The sequence below is a fragment of the Mucilaginibacter koreensis genome (assembly GCF_054783355.1).
This window is the reverse complement of record NZ_BAAGQS010000001.1, coordinates 2,858,083-2,873,358: the sequence shown is the minus strand read 5'-3', so window position 1 is coordinate 2,873,358 and position 15,276 is coordinate 2,858,083. Positions and strand designations below refer to the sequence as shown.

Sequence of the window (15,276 nt, the reverse complement as noted above, 5' to 3'; positions counted from 1 at the left end):
TTAATATATACCTAACACAGCATCTGAAATAAAATTTGTTTAACAGCAGTTGCTTCAGTTGTACTTAACTTGCCCAGTCGAGCACCAATTCTGGATTTGTCCACCGTCCTGATCTGGTCGAGCATGATGGCACCTTGCTCGCCATTAATATTACACAAAATTCGCGTAGGATATTTCTTTAAGGTATGGGTAAGCGGTGCAATGATTACAGTTTTGATATACTGGTTCATTTCATCAGGCGATAAGATAACACACGGGCGTGTTTTATTCACTTCACTGCCTTGGGTAGGGTCAAGGTTAATCCAGTGGATAGCGTACTGTTTTATTTCCATGTCCAGTCGCTTTGGTCTTCATCGGTAAATACATCAGGTATTTGCATCACATCATCACCATTATCGGCCATGGTTTTGAAGGCTTCAGCCCAACCTTTACGTTTTTCACCTGCCGGTGTAATCACAATGGCATCATCTTTTACCTCAATGTTCACTTCGTTGTCAATTGAACATTGCTTAAGCAGTGACTGAGGTAAAATGACTCCCTTTGAATTTCCTATACTTCTTAATGTAGAGCGCATGCATAAAGTTATAACATATTATAACTACATGCAAGAGGGTACGGTGATTTTTTAAAAAGCCTCACCCACATCAATGAACAACCCTTTCGAACCCTGCCGGCCAAAGCCATAATCAATAGCCACGTTGGTGCGAGAGGTTTTATTAAGCTTGATGCGCAGGCCGGGGCCTATGGCTGGCTGTATAGATTGCAGCTTGGTGCCTGGTGCTGCTGACAGGGTTTGTGCGTTTACAAATACTACGCCGCCCAGCAGGCCGTTATGGGTGAGCTGAAATCGGTACTCGCTTTCTAAATACAGCATCTGCGCGCCACGGAACCGGCCTTGGATATAGCCGCGCCCGGTGGCCGAGTTTTGATCCCAGGAGGTGCTGGGCAGATCTAAATACGAGGGGCGGCCGTTGAGGGTGAGCCAGTCGTAGGTCCAGAAAGCGATGATATTGTTGGAACTGGCCGGAAAGCGGTAATAGCGGCGCACATCAATCAGCAAAGATGACCACGGGGTGGTGCTGCCCAAAAAACGGTCGGCGCGGCGGTAAGTAAGCGAAGCCAGCCAGCCGTTGGACGGATTGATGGCAAAATCGCGCGAGTCGTATACAGCATTTAAGGTGTTGCCTGAAGAAATGGTATGGCTTCGGGCACCATAGTTACGGTAATCATTGGGTGCTCCGTTCAATGGCCCCTGGTCTGAGATGTTCCAGTGTGTATCTACAATATAACCCAAACCGGCATACAGGTTACCGGTAATGTGGTGCAATGCAGTTTCGTAAAAACGGGCAAAGCTAAAATCCATCGGGTTTTCGTCTTTGATATCAGCATTGCTGCCCAAACCGTAGGTGCTTTGCGGGTATTTGTAAAAGCGGTAATCGCCCAAAAAGTTCCACTCGTTATTTTTAGACCAGATACTGGTTTGGATTGGGATAGTGAACTGCTTGTTTTGTGTATAATCGGCGCTGGCGATGATGGTAGATATGCGCGATTGCGGTGCCCTGCGCCAGGCCACGTTGCCTGATAATACAATGGCAAAACGCGAAACCAAAGTATAACCAATAGCTGGCACTATAGAAATTTCGGGTTTAGAAGTAACCGAGTCAATACCGGCTGCAGGTGGCCGGTGAAACAACTGACGGATGACATCGCCAAAATCTTTTTGCGGTACGCCTTTGTTATCTATTACCAGTGTATCTTTCTGAGGTGTGGTATTCTTACCTGCCGGGATAATAGAAGGGATGGGTACCGACTTGGTTTCCTGCGCTAATAAGCGTGTATATAAACCAAGGGTAAGCAGCAACAATAAGGTTAAGCAATATTTCATTCAGGGCTTATTGCTATTAAGTAGTTTGCTATAACAATAAAGTTACAAAGTAAAGCATATTGCCTTAAACCTCAAATAATGGAGCATAAAAAAGCGCCGTTACATTTACTGCAACGGCGCTTCTTTTTATAGAAAATGCTTATTATTCTGCGGCTGCAACCGGCACTTTACGTTTGGTGCGGCGGTTCATATCTTCTACCGTTAAGGTAATCATGCGGCCTACCGGCTGCTTGCCCCGGTAAGTAATTACCCGCATCTGGAAAGCATCTTTAGGTACGATTAATGTTTGCGTATACTTCTGGCCAAAGCGGTCGGGGAAAGTATTATCAAAGCTGTAATAAATATCCAGTCCTGATATTTCGGTGCTCAAGCCTACTTGTAAATCATTCGCTGCATTGGTACTTACGGTAAAAATCGGATCGTACACGGCAGGCGAGTAGTTAATTTCAGCGGCATCCATACGCTTAAACTGCTGCTCTACCCGGCTGGCAAAATTAGGCCAGCTTTTGTTGGCTTTAGGCGACCATACCGACTCAGAAATGGCCAGTGCACGCGGATAAGTCATGTATTCGGCATGGCGCATGTTGTAAACCTGCTCAGTCCACAAATTAGCCTGGCCGCCTTTAATGTATTTGGTATAGGCTCCCAAACTATCAGGCGCAGCCTCAAACTGATAGGCTTTATTGAGGCGCAGTGTAGCATACACGCGTGGTTCAATCGCTTGGTCGCCCTGCATGTAATCCAAGTAAGCATAAGTGGTAGGGCTCATTACTACATCGTGCTGCATTTTGGCAGCGGCAATGCCACCGGCCATACCACGCCAGCTCATTACAGCAGCGTTAGGCGCCAGGCCGCCTTCCAAAATTTCATCCCATCCCATAAAACGCTTGCCTTTTGATTCTACAATTTTTTCCAAACGTTTTTCAAAATAGCTCTGTACTTCTTCCTGCGTTTTCAGGTTTTCGCGCTGCATCAGGGCTTTTACAGCATCGCTTTTTTCCCAGAAGTTTTTCGGGCACTCATCGCCACCTACGTGGATATATTGAAACGGAAACAACTGTGCCACCTCGGTCATCACCTTGTCTAAAAAGGTATACACCTGCTCGTTAGCCGGGCAAAGGGTATTGTCAACTAAAGCTTGAGGTGGATGCTTGCTCCAGTCCATAATTACTTCACCTGAACGTACCTGGTATTTATCGGCACCTGGTGTGCATGAAAGTTCGGGGTAAGAGGCAATAACTGCTAAACTGTGGCCAGGTACATCAATTTCGGGCAGAATGTTTACAAAACGATCCTGGGCATATTTCACCAGTTCGCGAATATCATCTTGGGTATAAAAACCGCCGTAATTACGAGGCTCATTTGGACCGGGAGGCGAGAATGTACCAAAGTAGCCTTCTTTTTTTACGTTAAAAGCGCCTACCTGGGTAAGGCGGGGCAGGCTCTTAATTTCAATGCGCCAGCCTTCATCATCGGCCAGGTGCAGATGCAGTATATTGAATTTGTACCGCACCATGTCATCGATATAATGTTTAACCTCGGCCTTTGTAAAAAAGTGACGGGCTACGTCAAACATCAAACCACGCCATTCAAAGCGGGGGTAGTCGGTAATTTGTACGCATGGGGCTTTCCAGGCTACGTTGGTGGCTTTGGTTTTACTTTCAATAGCAGGCGGGAATAATTGCAACAGTGTTTGTACACCATAAAACAAGCCGGCCGGCGTATTGGCAGTAACCACTACTTTACTTGGCGTAACCGATAACAGGTAGCCTTCTTTACCAATAGTGGCATTGTTAGAAACCGTTAACAGTAAACTGATGGTTGCTGAAGCGTTGTTTTTTGAAGTCACTACCGCTCCGGTAGCTGTACTGAGTTTTGATTTCAGCATGGCAACTGTAGGGGCTAACTCCGCGTTGGAGGGTGCCGCAATGCTTACATTTTTGGGCAAGGTAAAGTAGCCGGATAGCCGGGTGGTTTTTACCGGAAGCGGTACTACAGTAACATCGTTAGGGATTACCTGCGCCGACGCCACCGATGAAAGCAGGGCACAGCAGCACAATAAGGCCAGCAGTTTTCTCATAAAGTAAAGTAATTTAATAAGTTATAAAGGTATGGCAAGGTAGCAGATTAATTGTAAACGAACAATATGAGCCGCTAAAAATCATTAAACTTGCTACAATTCCTTAATAAACCCCAAAACGGCATCGGCAAATTCCTGGGTGTTGTAGGCATAGTTATGGTCGCCGGGTACGTATTTGAGGCGTGCCCCCGGAATGAGGTTTTGCAATACCATCTCCGAGCCATTATCTACGTCTTCGCTGCCGCGCAAAATTATTACCGGGATGCGGATATTACCGAGCTCTTGAGGCGTGGTTACCGGCTGATATTTTTGCTGATAGGCGAGGGCCATGCGGTTAAAGTGCATTTTGTCAATATAATCCAATGTGCCCTGCATATTGTATTTGTTACGAATGGTGGTATCGCCGCTTAACACTTTATAAAAGCGTTGAGGTACGTCCCAATTAGGGTTGGTAAAGGCATCACCCATGCCGCCCAGTATGGCTTTACGAATGCGCTTATCCATAGTTAACAGTTTGGCTGCTACGATAGAACCGCGGGAGTAACCCACCACATCGTATTTGTTGATATTGAGGCTGGTCATCAGCCCAACCAAATCTTTTACCTGTGCATCATTAGCATAGCCTTGTTCTTCGGGCATGCCGGAGTTGCCGTTCCCCCGCATATCGGGCACAATAACGCGGTAGCCGGCTTTTACCAAAGTGGCATACGTGGCAGTTTTAAGCCAGTTGGCGCTGGTATTGGCAAAGCCATGCAACAATACCACCGGGTAACCGGTGCCCGTAGAAACATAACTGATTTTGGTACCGTCGAACGAAGTGTAAGTGTTTGCGGCAGGCTGCGTTTGAGAAAAGCCGGTAACTGAAAGCAGTACTAATAAAAGTGAAAGGTAGTAACGCATATACTGATAATGAATGTTGAATTTGAACAAGTTATTATACTTTATTCGCTATTCAACATTCATGAGTCAATATTGATTTAAAACTTTTACTCCGAAGGCTCTACATAGCCGCCTACCTGGCCATGATGGCGCTCGAAAGCAATATGTGCATCAGGGCCGAAGGGGTGACCGCCAAAACCGTTACGCATCATGGCGATCGCTTTGGGCGATACATGGTCGGCCTCGCGTGAGGCGATAAGCTGCATTACCGATTGGGCAATAACCGGAATGGATACTTCCATTTTCATGGCATCGGTTACCAGCCAGTTTACCTCGCCAGTATCATCCACATATGAAGGTACATTGAAACCTTGCTTTTCATCATACAGCTGTTTCATCAGCTCAATGAGCCACGAGCGTACCACCGAGCCGTGGTTCCAGGTGTGTAAAATATCACTGATATCGAGTTGTTCGCGATATTTAGCCAACAGGGCCATGCCTTCGCCAATGGCCTGCAGCATGCCAAACTCAATGCCGTTGTGCACCAGTTTTACAAAGTGCCCCGAGCCTGATTTACCGGTGTATGAATAACCTTCGGGTACGGCCAGCTTTCTTAACAAGCCTTCAATCTGGCTTACGGCTTCTGCAGCGCCGCCTACCATAAAGCAAGCACCGTTACGGGCACCACTAATACCACCGCTGGTTCCACAATCAATTAGAAACAGGTTTTGGTCGGCCAAGCTTTCTGCCCGGCGGATGCTGTCGCCCCAGTAAGAGTTGCCGCCATCAATCAAAATATCACCTGAACTGAGCAAGGGAGCCAGTTCAGCAATCAAATCATCCACTGCTTTACCGGCTGGTATGTACATAAATATTTTGCGTGGTGTTTCCAGGCTGTCTACCAGTTCGGCTAAAGTAGCGGTAACATGCAGGTTCTCGTGCTCGGGCGCAGCCGAAACAAAGCGATCGTAACCGGCAATGGTGAACCCTTTCTCGGCTGCCTGCAGTGCCAGGTTACTGCCCATTTTGCCCAGGCCAACAATGCCGTATGCTTGTTTATTCATAAGTGAGGAAGATGTAAGATGTTTAGTTATTAATGTTGGTAGATGTTTTTTGTCATTTCGAGCGATAGCAAGAAATCTTCTTCATCAAGCTGGTCTACGTTGTGTAAAACTAAGCGAAGAAGATTTCTCCCTACGGTCGAAATGACGGCGCGTTCTTTTTAGTGATGATACTACTCAGCCGGTGCAAACTTTAAACACACCGGGTTCGGAATTTCCAGATGTGTGTTGGTTAAAGTGAGCTTACCGGTGGCGGTATCTATTTTGTATACATAAATACTATCGCTGTTTTGATTAGCTACCAGTAAAAATTTACCGCTGGGGTCAATTACAAAATTGCGCGGGCCTTTACCCATGCTCGATTTCCGTTCTACAAAAGTAAGCAGGCCGGTTTCAGCATCAACCGCATATACGGCAATATCATTACTGTCGCCACGATTGCTGGCATATACGAAGCGGCCATCAGGCGATACATGAATATCGGCTGCCGCTTCTTTTTTACCGGTAAAGCCATCAGGCAGGATAGATAATACCTGCTTTTGCTTTAACTGGCCGTTATCATAATCATAGGTGTGAATCGCATCGCCCATCTCGGTGATCAGGTACAGGTGCTTTTTATCAGGCGTAAAAGCCAAATGGCGTGGGCCATGGCCGGCTGTAACTGCAATGTAGGGCGGCAAAGCCGGACTTAAAGGCTGTGGCTGCGACGATTTGTAACGCATGATATTGATGCGGTCGGTACCCAAATCGGTGTACAATAGGTATTTTTCATCGGGCGATAAAGCCGTGGTATGCACATGCGGCTTTTCCTGACGTGCGGCGTTTACTCCATGCCCCTGGTCCTGCAATACCTGCGAAGCTGCACTTAAGGATCCGTCTTTATTTACCGGTAAAACCACAGCACTGCCGCCTGAGTAATTGGCCACAAATACATGTTTTGATGATTTATCTTCAGTAATATAACAAGGCGCTCCGCCTTTGGTGGATTGCTTATTGATGAAATCCAACCGGCCCGATTTGGGTTCGAATGAAAAGGCGCTTACCTCGCCATTATCATTCTCGTTTACAGCGTATACAAATTTATTGTCTGAAGATACGGTCAGATATGAGGGGTTAGATACTCCGGTGGCTTTGTTGAGGTAGGCCATGCGGCCGGTTTCGGCATAAAAACGGTATACGTAAATGCCTTCGCTTTGGCCGCTGGTGTAGGTGCCAATTACTAAATCATAGCTGGAAGGTCCTTTTTTATTTTTTTGCGCCTGCGACAAGGCGGGAATCAGCAGGGCCGCTATCAGGAAAAATTTCTTCATCGGTTTGTTTATCTGGTATTAAACAAATAAACAAAAATATTGGTGGAACCCGAATTTTAGATTTAAGGAATTGGTGGAATAGGAAGTTTTCCTGATTGTTTGTATTACCACGTCATTGCGAGGAACGAAGCAATCTTTCTGCACATGATTTTTAGGCATATAGAGATTGCTTCGTTCCTCGCAATGACGTGGTAGCATAATACAGCAAAGAGCCGCTTAAATAAGCGGCTCTTTGCTGTATTAGTATACTCCAACTCCAGTTCCCCCTTTAGGGGGTTAGGGGGCTTAAATCAAATGCTTTAACTGTATAATCTCTTTTTCTTCCAAGTATCTCCACCTTCCGCGGGGTAGGTCTTTTTTGGTAAGGTTAGCGTAAATGGTGCGGTCGAGTTTTACCACTTCATAGCCCAGGTGCTCAAAAATGCGGCGTACAATGCGGTTTTTACCGCTGTGTATTTGTATGCCTACTTCGCGCTTGCTGCCACCGGCTACGTAAGAAATCATGTCGGGCTTAATCAAACCGTCTTCCAGTTCCAGTCCAAAACTGATTTTATTCAAATCGCCCTGAGTAAGGCTTTTACTAAGCTCTACCTGATATAATTTGGTGATATTGTTGCGCGGGTGCGATAACTTATCGGCCAGATCGCCATCGTTGGTCATTAATAGTAAGCCTGTAGTGTTACGGTCTAAACGGCCAACGGGGTAAATGCGTTCCTTACTGGCTTTATCTACCAGTTGCATTACGGTGCGGCGCTCCTGCGGGTCATCGGTAGTGGTAATATAGTCTTTAGGTTTATTCAGCAGTACATACACCATTTTCTCGCGTTTCAGCGTTTCGTTGTTGTATTTTACCACATCCTTCGTTGGGTTAATTTTAAAACCCAGTTCTGAAACCACCTCTCCGTTTACAGAGATCACACCAGCTTCAATCAGCTCATCGGCCTTGCGGCGTGAGCAGATACCAGCGTTGGATATATAACGGTTTAAGCGGATTAAGCTATTATCGCTTTTCGAAGATTTACTTTTAGGCGCTGCATCCTCATCCGCTTTTTTATTACGGCTGCGCATAGTGCGCACTGGGCGCTCATCAATTGAACGTGAGCGCTCTGTATTGTACGGGCGGCCTGATGATGGGCGGTCGCCGTAGCTGCCTCTTGAGTTATCGTCGCTGCGGCGGCTGTTTCCTCTTTCGGGGCGGCCTTCTGTACTTCTTGGTTTTCCGCTGTAAGGCCGGTCATTTCCGCCTTCGCGTTTGTTAAAGCCACCTTCGTTATTGTTGTTGCGGCTTCTGAATGGGCGGGTATCCTCGCCCTGGCTGCTGCGGCGTTCGCCCGAGCGGTTGCCATCGGTACGTGAACCAAATTTTTTGAAGGGGCGGTCACCCTCGCTTGCCGATTTAAAGCGGCCACCACCTGCAGTAAACGGTTTTTTACCGCCTGCGTTATCGCCAAATTTCCGGGCTGGGCGATCGCTGCTGCCGGCGTCTGATTTTTTGAAGCGTGAAGGGCTGTTGTTGTCTTTGTTAAAGGATGATTTTTTGAAAGAATCACCATCGCGCTGGTTGCGGTTTGATGATCTGCCGGACTTGTCTTCGCGACTGTTCCCTGGTTTTCTGAATACCATAAATTTTATATTGTTACCTCTTGAGAGAGCCTGTAAAAGTACGTTTTTTTTAAGCTTTAATAAAATTTTTTTCAACAGCGCAAAAGTGTGTTTTTGACACGCTGAAGCCATTGTTTTAACAATTTTTCAACATTGTAAAAATGCCTCAGAAACACTAAGGCTACCTAAATGCTTGATAATCTGATTTGTTTATTTACCTTTGCAACACATCCTGACCTGTATGTTAAACTTAAAAGAATAAGAATGATCAAAAAACACTTACTTACGTGCTCCGTAATGCTAGTGCTAACCATCGTTTCAAAGCTCTTTATTTACAGTACTACTGATGTTAAACCGGCTGCCCGTTTCGGGTATGTTTCGAAGTTTACATTTTACACTGAATCGGAAAAAAGGAACTTTAATTTTGCCCATGAGGCGCTGCCTGTTCATAACGAAAAAGTAAAAGGCAAGCTGGCGCGATCTTTTCATCACAACCGTTTTAATGCGTTTAAAACTGCGGCCATGCAGCGCCGGGTTGAACAGTTATTTGATGTGATTGTGCCTATTTTAGATGCTTATGGCATCCCTGAAGATTTTAAATACATTCCATTAATTGAGTCGGGCCTGCGCAGGGGCGTATCGCCTCGCGGTGCAGCAGGTATATGGCAGTTTATGCCCGGTACCGCCCGCGAGTATGGCTTAAGGGTAAGCCGCCACCATGATGACCGGCTTAATTTACGGAAATCAACTATTGCGGCCTGTAAGTACATTAAAGAATTATATGGCGAACTGGATAGCTGGACACTGGCTGCAGCAGCTTACAATGCGGGTTCGCCGCGCATTAAGCATGCCATTAATCGCCGTAACCATGGCAACTACTTTTTTATGCGTTTAAACCGCGAAACCGGCAGCTATGTATATAAGCTGATGGCCCTTAAAAAAATACTGGCCCCGCCTGCAGAAGTAAAGCCTGAACAAAACAACGTTTATGCCTGGCTGCCCTCGGCTGAGCCACTGCTGTTAAATTGACATTAGCATTATAACGGAGCACTTGAAAGGCCGGCATGTTAGATAAGCATGCCGGCCTTTTTTTGTATATTTGCCATTATTTTTAGCAAATTATAAGCGGCTCAAACTTAGCGGTATAATTAAAGTTATATAACGATTGGGCTTATTGATACTATGGCAGATAAAACAATTGACCTGGGCGAACAAAGCGAAGTAGAAGTTTACGGTGCCCGGGTGCATAATTTAAAAAATATAGATGTTTCTTTTCCGCGCAACCAGCTGGTAGTTATTACCGGTTTAAGCGGCAGCGGTAAATCATCATTGGCGTTTGATACCATTTATGCCGAGGGCCAGCGCCGGTATATGGAAACTTTTTCGGCTTATTCGCGCCAGTTTATGGGCGGTATGGAGCGGCCCGATGTAGATAAAGTTTCAGGCCTGAGCCCGGTAATTGCCATTGAGCAAAAAACCACCAGTAAAAACCCGCGCTCTACAGTAGGTACCATAACCGAAATTTATGACTTTATGCGCCTGCTCTTTGCCCGCGCCGGCGAGGCTTACTCTTATGTAAGCGGCGAGAAGATGGAGCGCATGAGTGAAGACCAGATTATGCGCGCCATCAGCGAGCGTTTCGACGGACAACCCATCAATATCCTGGCCCCGGTGGTGAAAGGCCGTAAAGGGCATTATCGCGAACTGTTTGAGCAAATACGCAAGCAAGGCTACCTGAAAGTTTATGTAGACGGTACCATAATGGACGTAGAGCCCAAAATGCAGGTAGACCGCTATAAAATACACGATATTGATATTGTGGTAGACCGCCTGCAGGTAAGCGAAAAGGATAGCAAGCGTTTACACACTTCCGTACAATCGGCTTTAAAGATTGCCAAAGGCATCATTCGTATTGCTGATAAAGACAATAACGTATCTTACTTCAGTAAGTACCTCATGGATCCCGTGTCGGGCATTTCTTATGACGAGCCGCAGCCCAACACCTTTTCGTTCAACTCGCCTTACGGTGCCTGTGAAAACTGCGACGGTTTAGGCTATGTGTTCGAAATTGATGAGTCATCCGTAATTCCTAACCCGAAACTGAGCATTGTTAACGGTGGTTTGGCCCCGATTGGTGAATACCGGGAAACTTGGATTTTTCAGGTATTGAAAGCTTTGGGTAAGAAATATGATTTTTCATTGTCGGTGCCGCTTGAAAAAATACCACGTGAGAAGCTGGATATCATCCTGAACGGTTCTGATGAAATGATTTCGGTAGCAGTGGAGTACAATAAATGGAATGTACAGAACTACCAGATTACTTTCGACGGTTTAATTAAAATGCTGGAAGAACAGCAGGAGCGTAAAGGCGAAGAGATATCAGATGATATGGAAGCCTATCGCGTGCTGAAAACCTGCCCGGTTTGCCACGGTGCCCGCCTTAAAAAAGAATCGCTGCATTTTAAAGTAAACGAGAAAAATATATTTGAACTTGCTTGTATGGACATCAACACCCTGCAAGCCTGGTTTGTGGGTTTGGAAGACCGTTTGAATGAGCGCCAGAACGTTATCGCCCGCGAGATCTTGAAAGAAATCCGAGCCCGTATTGGTTTCCTGCTGGATGTAGGTTTAAGTTACCTCACTTTAGACCGCACCGCCCGCACCTTATCAGGCGGTGAGGCGCAGCGTATCCGTTTGGCTACACAAATTGGCTCGCAGCTGATGAACGTGATGTACATTTTGGATGAGCCCAGCATTGGCCTGCACCAGCGCGATAACGACCGCCTGATTAAAGCCCTCAAAAACCTGCGCGATCTGGGCAACACCGTACTGGTGGTAGAGCACGATAAGGATATGATTCTGGAAGCCGACCACGTGATAGATATGGGTCCGGCAGCCGGTGTACATGGTGGCCAAGTAGTAGCCGAAGGCACACCGCAGCAATTAATGCATGCGCACACCTTAACTACTTCGTACCTGAACGGTGAGCGTGAAATTGCCATCCCGAAGGAACGCCGCAAAGGTAACGGCAAAAGCCTGGTGCTCAAAAAGGCCACCGGGCATAACCTCAAGAAAATAACAGCTACTTTTCCATTGGGTACGTTTATTGGGGTAACGGGGGTTTCAGGCAGTGGTAAATCCAGCCTGATTATTGAAACGTTGTATCCCATCCTGAACCATCATTTCTTCAGGGCTAAAAAGCATCCGCTGCCTTACGATAAAATTGAAGGGTTGGAGCATATTGATAAAGTAATTGAGATTGACCAAACGCCTATTGGCCGTACACCGCGTTCTAACCCGGCTACGTACACAGGTGTGTTCTCTGATATCCGTAACCTGTATGTGCAGTTGCCCGAGGCCAGGATACGTGGCTATAAACCCGGCCGTTTTTCATTCAACGTAAAAGGTGGCCGTTGCGAAACCTGCCAAGGGGCAGGCTTGAAGGTAATTGAAATGAACTTTTTGCCTGATGTACAGGTGCCATGCGAAGAATGCGGCGGTCGCCGCTACAACCGCGAAACACTGGAAGTGCGTTACCGTGGCAAATCCATCAGCGATGTGCTGGATATGAGTATTGAAGATGCGGTGGCCTTCTTCGAACCAATACCTTCTATTTATCGCAAGATAAAAACGCTGAACGACGTAGGCTTGGGGTATATTACCTTGGGGCAGTCTTCGCTTACCTTATCGGGTGGTGAGGCGCAGCGCGTAAAATTGGCTACTGAGCTATCTAAAAAAGATACCGGCAATACGTTCTATATTCTGGATGAGCCTACTACTGGTTTGCATTTTGAGGATATCAATGTATTGTTGGGTGTGCTGCAGCAACTGGTTGATAAAGGTAATACCGTACTGGTGATTGAACACAACCTGGATGTAATTAAAGTGGTGGATCATATTATTGACGTAGGCCCAGAAGGCGGTGCCGGCGGCGGTAAAATACTCTTTAGCGGTACGCCCGAAGGTTTGTGCAAAGTAAAAGACAGCTTTACAGGTAAATTTTTGGCGAAAGAAATGCGTGTACCCGAAAAGGTAAAGTAATTTCAAATATTAATTTACTATATCATCAAAGGCAATTCTTAACAGGGTTGCCTTTTTCTTTGTCATCAGGCAAAAGCGCATACAAACAAATATGTTTTTTATTCGCTTTAAAAGCATGTTGCCCTTATTAACATCTGCCCAAATACGCGAAGCTGATGCGTATACCATTGCTCATGAGCCCGTTTCTTCAACCGATTTGATGGAACGTGCGGCTAAAGCTTTTACCGGATGGTTTATCAATCACTTTCCCGATTCATCTCAAGCTATTGCTGTTTACTGCGGTACAGGTAACAATGGGGGTGATGGCCTGGCTGTTGCGCGCTTGCTGCATGGGCATGGTTACGGAAACGTAACGGTTAAAGTGGCCCGTTTTTCTGATAAAACTACAGATGATTTCAACGCCAACCTTCAACGGCTACAAAGTACGGGCATAAAGCTATTGGAGTTGAATAAAGGCGAAAACTTCCCTGCTGAGGAAAGTACTGTTATTATTGATGCTTTACTGGGCAGCGGCTTAAATAAACCGTTAAGCGGCGATTTTGAGCGTTTGGTAAAGCACCTGAACAGTTTAAATAAAACTGTAGTAGCGGTTGATATCCCTACCGGGATGCCTGCCGAGGGGGGTATTGACCCTGATGCTATCATTTTACAAACCGACCTGGTAATTACCTTTCAACAGCCTAAAATCAATTTTTTGTTACCCGAGTCGGGTAAATATATCGAATGCTTCGAGGTGGTAAACATTGGTATCAACGAGGGCTTCGTGCAATCGCTGCAGTCGCCTTACCAGTTGGTAGAGGAAAAAGATGTGCGAAAAATTTTGCCACCGCGCCAGCGTTTCAGTAACAAAGGCTCTTATGGCCATGCATTAATTGTGGCAGGCCAGGCTAAAACCATGGGTGCAGCGTTGATTTGCTCTTCTGCTTGTGCCTACGCCGGGGCGGGCTTAACCACCGCGTGTATTCCTGAAAGCGGTTTGGTTGCACTCAATACGTATCAGCCCGAGGTGATGGCAGTGGTAAGGCAAGGTAGCCAAAAACCTGATATTGACTGGGAAAAGTTCAGTGTAATAGGTGTGGGCCCCGGTTTGGGTAAAGACGACGATACGCTGGCGCTTTTAAAGGATATGATCTCCAATTATAAAAAGCCTATAGTGTTTGATGCTGATGCCCTGAACCTGCTGGCTCAACATCCCGAATTATTAACCCAGCTACCTGAAAACAGTGTGCTCACCCCGCACATGAAAGAGTTTGACCGCCTGTTTGGCGAACATCAAACCTGGTGGCAAAGGTTGCAAACCCTAAAGCAAAAAACTGTTGAACTCAAAATATGTATTATACTTAAAAACGATTATACCATTACCGCTACACCTGCCGGGCGGTTGTATTTCAATTCTACCAGCAATGCGGCTATGGCCAGTGGAGGGATGGGCGATGCGTTAACCGGCATTATTACCGCATTAATAGCACAAAAGCACTCGCCCCAGGAAGCTTGCATTATAGGTAATTATATACATGGTAAAGCCGGCGATGAACTGGCCTTGCCCAACCGTATGCGGGTGGTACTGCCAGGTAAACTGATTGAGCAGTTGCCGGTAACTATGGCACGCCTGACTGGCGCATAAAAAAACGGCTGCAAGTATTTGTGCAGCCGCTAACTATTAACTGATTTTATAAAGAACAAAATACTATACTTTTTATAGGTTAGACGCTAACATTGTCTATATAGTTACTATACAACTTAAAATAATTTTGGTTTATATAATTTGCTGAAATCTAACTCATTAATGAATTTAACCCTCGAGAAAATATTTGAACAGTGCTGGCAGCAACTGGTAGAAGCCGGTAAGCAATCGCATCACGCTTACCGCAATTTAACGGCATCACATATGGCTTTGCAGGGTGGTGTCAACCAATATACAGTTGTGCTACGCCATGCTGAAATTCAACCGTATCGCATCATTTTTTATACTGATGTGCGCTCGGAGAAAGTGGCCAATATAAAAGCCGATGCCCGCATTAGCGCCTTATTTTATGATAAAGAGCAGCAATGCCAGTTAATTGTGAAAGGTAATGCTGTGATTGATGCACAAAACGAAACTGCACTACAGCACTGGAAAGAGGCCGGGTATAAAGGCCGTACTTCGTACCTGGCCCAGCAGCCGCCATCTACACCTGTTACCGAACCAACTGATGGTTTAGCGTATTTGCAAGGGCAGAAGTTTGACGATGAGGATATGGCTGGTTACAAAAACTTTGCCGTAATTACTATTGAGGCAGATGCCTTTGAGTATTTGAAACTTAACCGTGAAACTGGTAACCGCCGTGCAAGGTTTAAACTTGAGGGGAATGATTGGCAGGGAAGTTGGATTGTACCTTAACGGTGCTCAAGACTATAATTTTAGTTACCTGTAAAACA

Annotated in this window: 12 protein-coding genes; 4 read left to right on the top strand and 8 right to left on the bottom strand. The window is 46.0% G+C overall.

The annotated features are described in order from the left end of the window. Positions 1-11: 11 nt before the first annotated feature. The 8 genes from ACYVNW_RS12900 to ACYVNW_RS12865 all read right to left on the bottom strand — a co-directional run bounded on the left by ACYVNW_RS12900 (position 12) and on the right by ACYVNW_RS12865 (position 8,838). Positions 12-332, bottom strand: a complete 321-nt coding sequence (locus tag ACYVNW_RS12900) for a type II toxin-antitoxin system PemK/MazF family toxin (RefSeq protein ID WP_460680284.1) — start codon at positions 330-332, stop codon at positions 12-14. Further along, positions 323-574, bottom strand: coding sequence for an AbrB/MazE/SpoVT family DNA-binding domain-containing protein (locus ACYVNW_RS12895; RefSeq protein ID WP_460680283.1), 252 nt, complete (start codon positions 572-574; stop codon positions 323-325). The genes ACYVNW_RS12900 and ACYVNW_RS12895 overlap by 10 nt, the downstream gene beginning before the upstream one ends. Positions 575-625: 51 nt before the next feature. Beyond that, entirely contained in the window at positions 626-1,885 is a 1,260-nt protein-coding gene (locus ACYVNW_RS12890; RefSeq protein ID WP_460680282.1) for a BamA/TamA family outer membrane protein, read from the bottom strand. A gap of 142 nt (positions 1,886-2,027) precedes the next feature. Next, positions 2,028-3,965 (bottom strand): beta-N-acetylhexosaminidase, encoded by a 1,938-nt coding sequence (locus tag ACYVNW_RS12885; protein ID WP_460680281.1) that lies wholly within the window; start codon positions 3,963-3,965, stop codon positions 2,028-2,030. Positions 3,966-4,058: 93 nt separating this feature from the next. Beyond that, positions 4,059-4,865, bottom strand: a complete 807-nt coding sequence (locus ACYVNW_RS12880) for an alpha/beta fold hydrolase (protein WP_460680280.1) — start codon at positions 4,863-4,865, stop codon at positions 4,059-4,061. A gap of 86 nt (positions 4,866-4,951) precedes the next feature. Beyond that, positions 4,952-5,908, bottom strand: coding sequence for a phosphogluconate dehydrogenase (NAD(+)-dependent, decarboxylating) (gene gnd, locus ACYVNW_RS12875; protein WP_460680279.1), 957 nt, complete (start codon positions 5,906-5,908; stop codon positions 4,952-4,954). A gap of 170 nt (positions 5,909-6,078) precedes the next feature. Then, positions 6,079-7,215: a lactonase family protein gene (locus tag ACYVNW_RS12870; RefSeq protein WP_460680278.1), complete on the bottom strand. Its 1,137-nt coding sequence runs from the start codon at positions 7,213-7,215 to the stop codon at positions 6,079-6,081. Between the two features lie 285 nt (positions 7,216-7,500). Then, a complete protein-coding gene (locus ACYVNW_RS12865; protein ID WP_460680277.1) occupies positions 7,501-8,838 on the bottom strand; it encodes a pseudouridine synthase in 1,338 nt (445 codons plus the stop codon). Between the two features lie 276 nt (positions 8,839-9,114). Here ACYVNW_RS12865 and ACYVNW_RS12860 point away from each other — a divergent pair, with 276 nt between their 5' ends. From ACYVNW_RS12860 to ACYVNW_RS12845, 4 genes are all read left to right on the top strand, one after another. Further along, the gene (locus ACYVNW_RS12860) at positions 9,115-9,846 is read left to right on the top strand and encodes a lytic transglycosylase domain-containing protein (RefSeq protein WP_460680276.1); all 732 of its coding nucleotides are present in this window, start codon (positions 9,115-9,117) and stop codon (positions 9,844-9,846) included. A 153-nt stretch (positions 9,847-9,999) separates the two neighbouring features. Then, complete coding sequence (gene uvrA, locus ACYVNW_RS12855; protein ID WP_460680275.1) at positions 10,000-12,858, top strand: excinuclease ABC subunit UvrA; 2,859 nt, start codon at positions 10,000-10,002, stop codon at positions 12,856-12,858. Positions 12,859-12,973: 115 nt separating this feature from the next. After that, on the top strand, positions 12,974-14,482 hold the full coding sequence (locus tag ACYVNW_RS12850) for an NAD(P)H-hydrate dehydratase (RefSeq protein WP_460680274.1): 1,509 nt from the start codon (positions 12,974-12,976) through the stop codon (positions 14,480-14,482). A gap of 162 nt (positions 14,483-14,644) precedes the next feature. Beyond that, the gene (locus ACYVNW_RS12845; RefSeq protein WP_460680273.1) at positions 14,645-15,238 is read left to right on the top strand and encodes a hypothetical protein; all 594 of its coding nucleotides are present in this window, start codon (positions 14,645-14,647) and stop codon (positions 15,236-15,238) included. Positions 15,239-15,276: the final 38 nt, after the last annotated feature.

Coding starts and splice junctions, on each gene's coding strand:
- ACYVNW_RS12900 (WP_460680284.1), bottom strand. CDS start 332: ATGGAAATAAAACAGTACGCTATCCACTGGATTAACCTTGACCCTACC.
- ACYVNW_RS12895 (WP_460680283.1), bottom strand. CDS start 574: ATGCGCTCTACATTAAGAAGTATAGGAAATTCAAAGGGAGTCATTTTA.
- ACYVNW_RS12890 (WP_460680282.1), bottom strand. CDS start 1,885: ATGAAATATTGCTTAACCTTATTGTTGCTGCTTACCCTTGGTTTATAT.
- ACYVNW_RS12885 (WP_460680281.1), bottom strand. CDS start 3,965: ATGAGAAAACTGCTGGCCTTATTGTGCTGCTGTGCCCTGCTTTCATCG.
- ACYVNW_RS12880 (WP_460680280.1), bottom strand. CDS start 4,865: ATGCGTTACTACCTTTCACTTTTATTAGTACTGCTTTCAGTTACCGGC.
- gnd (WP_460680279.1), bottom strand. CDS start 5,908: ATGAATAAACAAGCATACGGCATTGTTGGCCTGGGCAAAATGGGCAGT.
- ACYVNW_RS12870 (WP_460680278.1), bottom strand. CDS start 7,215: ATGAAGAAATTTTTCCTGATAGCGGCCCTGCTGATTCCCGCCTTGTCG.
- ACYVNW_RS12865 (WP_460680277.1), bottom strand. CDS start 8,838: ATGGTATTCAGAAAACCAGGGAACAGTCGCGAAGACAAGTCCGGCAGA.
- ACYVNW_RS12860 (WP_460680276.1), top strand. CDS start 9,115: ATGCTAGTGCTAACCATCGTTTCAAAGCTCTTTATTTACAGTACTACT.
- uvrA (WP_460680275.1), top strand. CDS start 10,000: ATGGCAGATAAAACAATTGACCTGGGCGAACAAAGCGAAGTAGAAGTT.
- ACYVNW_RS12850 (WP_460680274.1), top strand. CDS start 12,974: ATGTTGCCCTTATTAACATCTGCCCAAATACGCGAAGCTGATGCGTAT.
- ACYVNW_RS12845 (WP_460680273.1), top strand. CDS start 14,645: ATGAATTTAACCCTCGAGAAAATATTTGAACAGTGCTGGCAGCAACTG.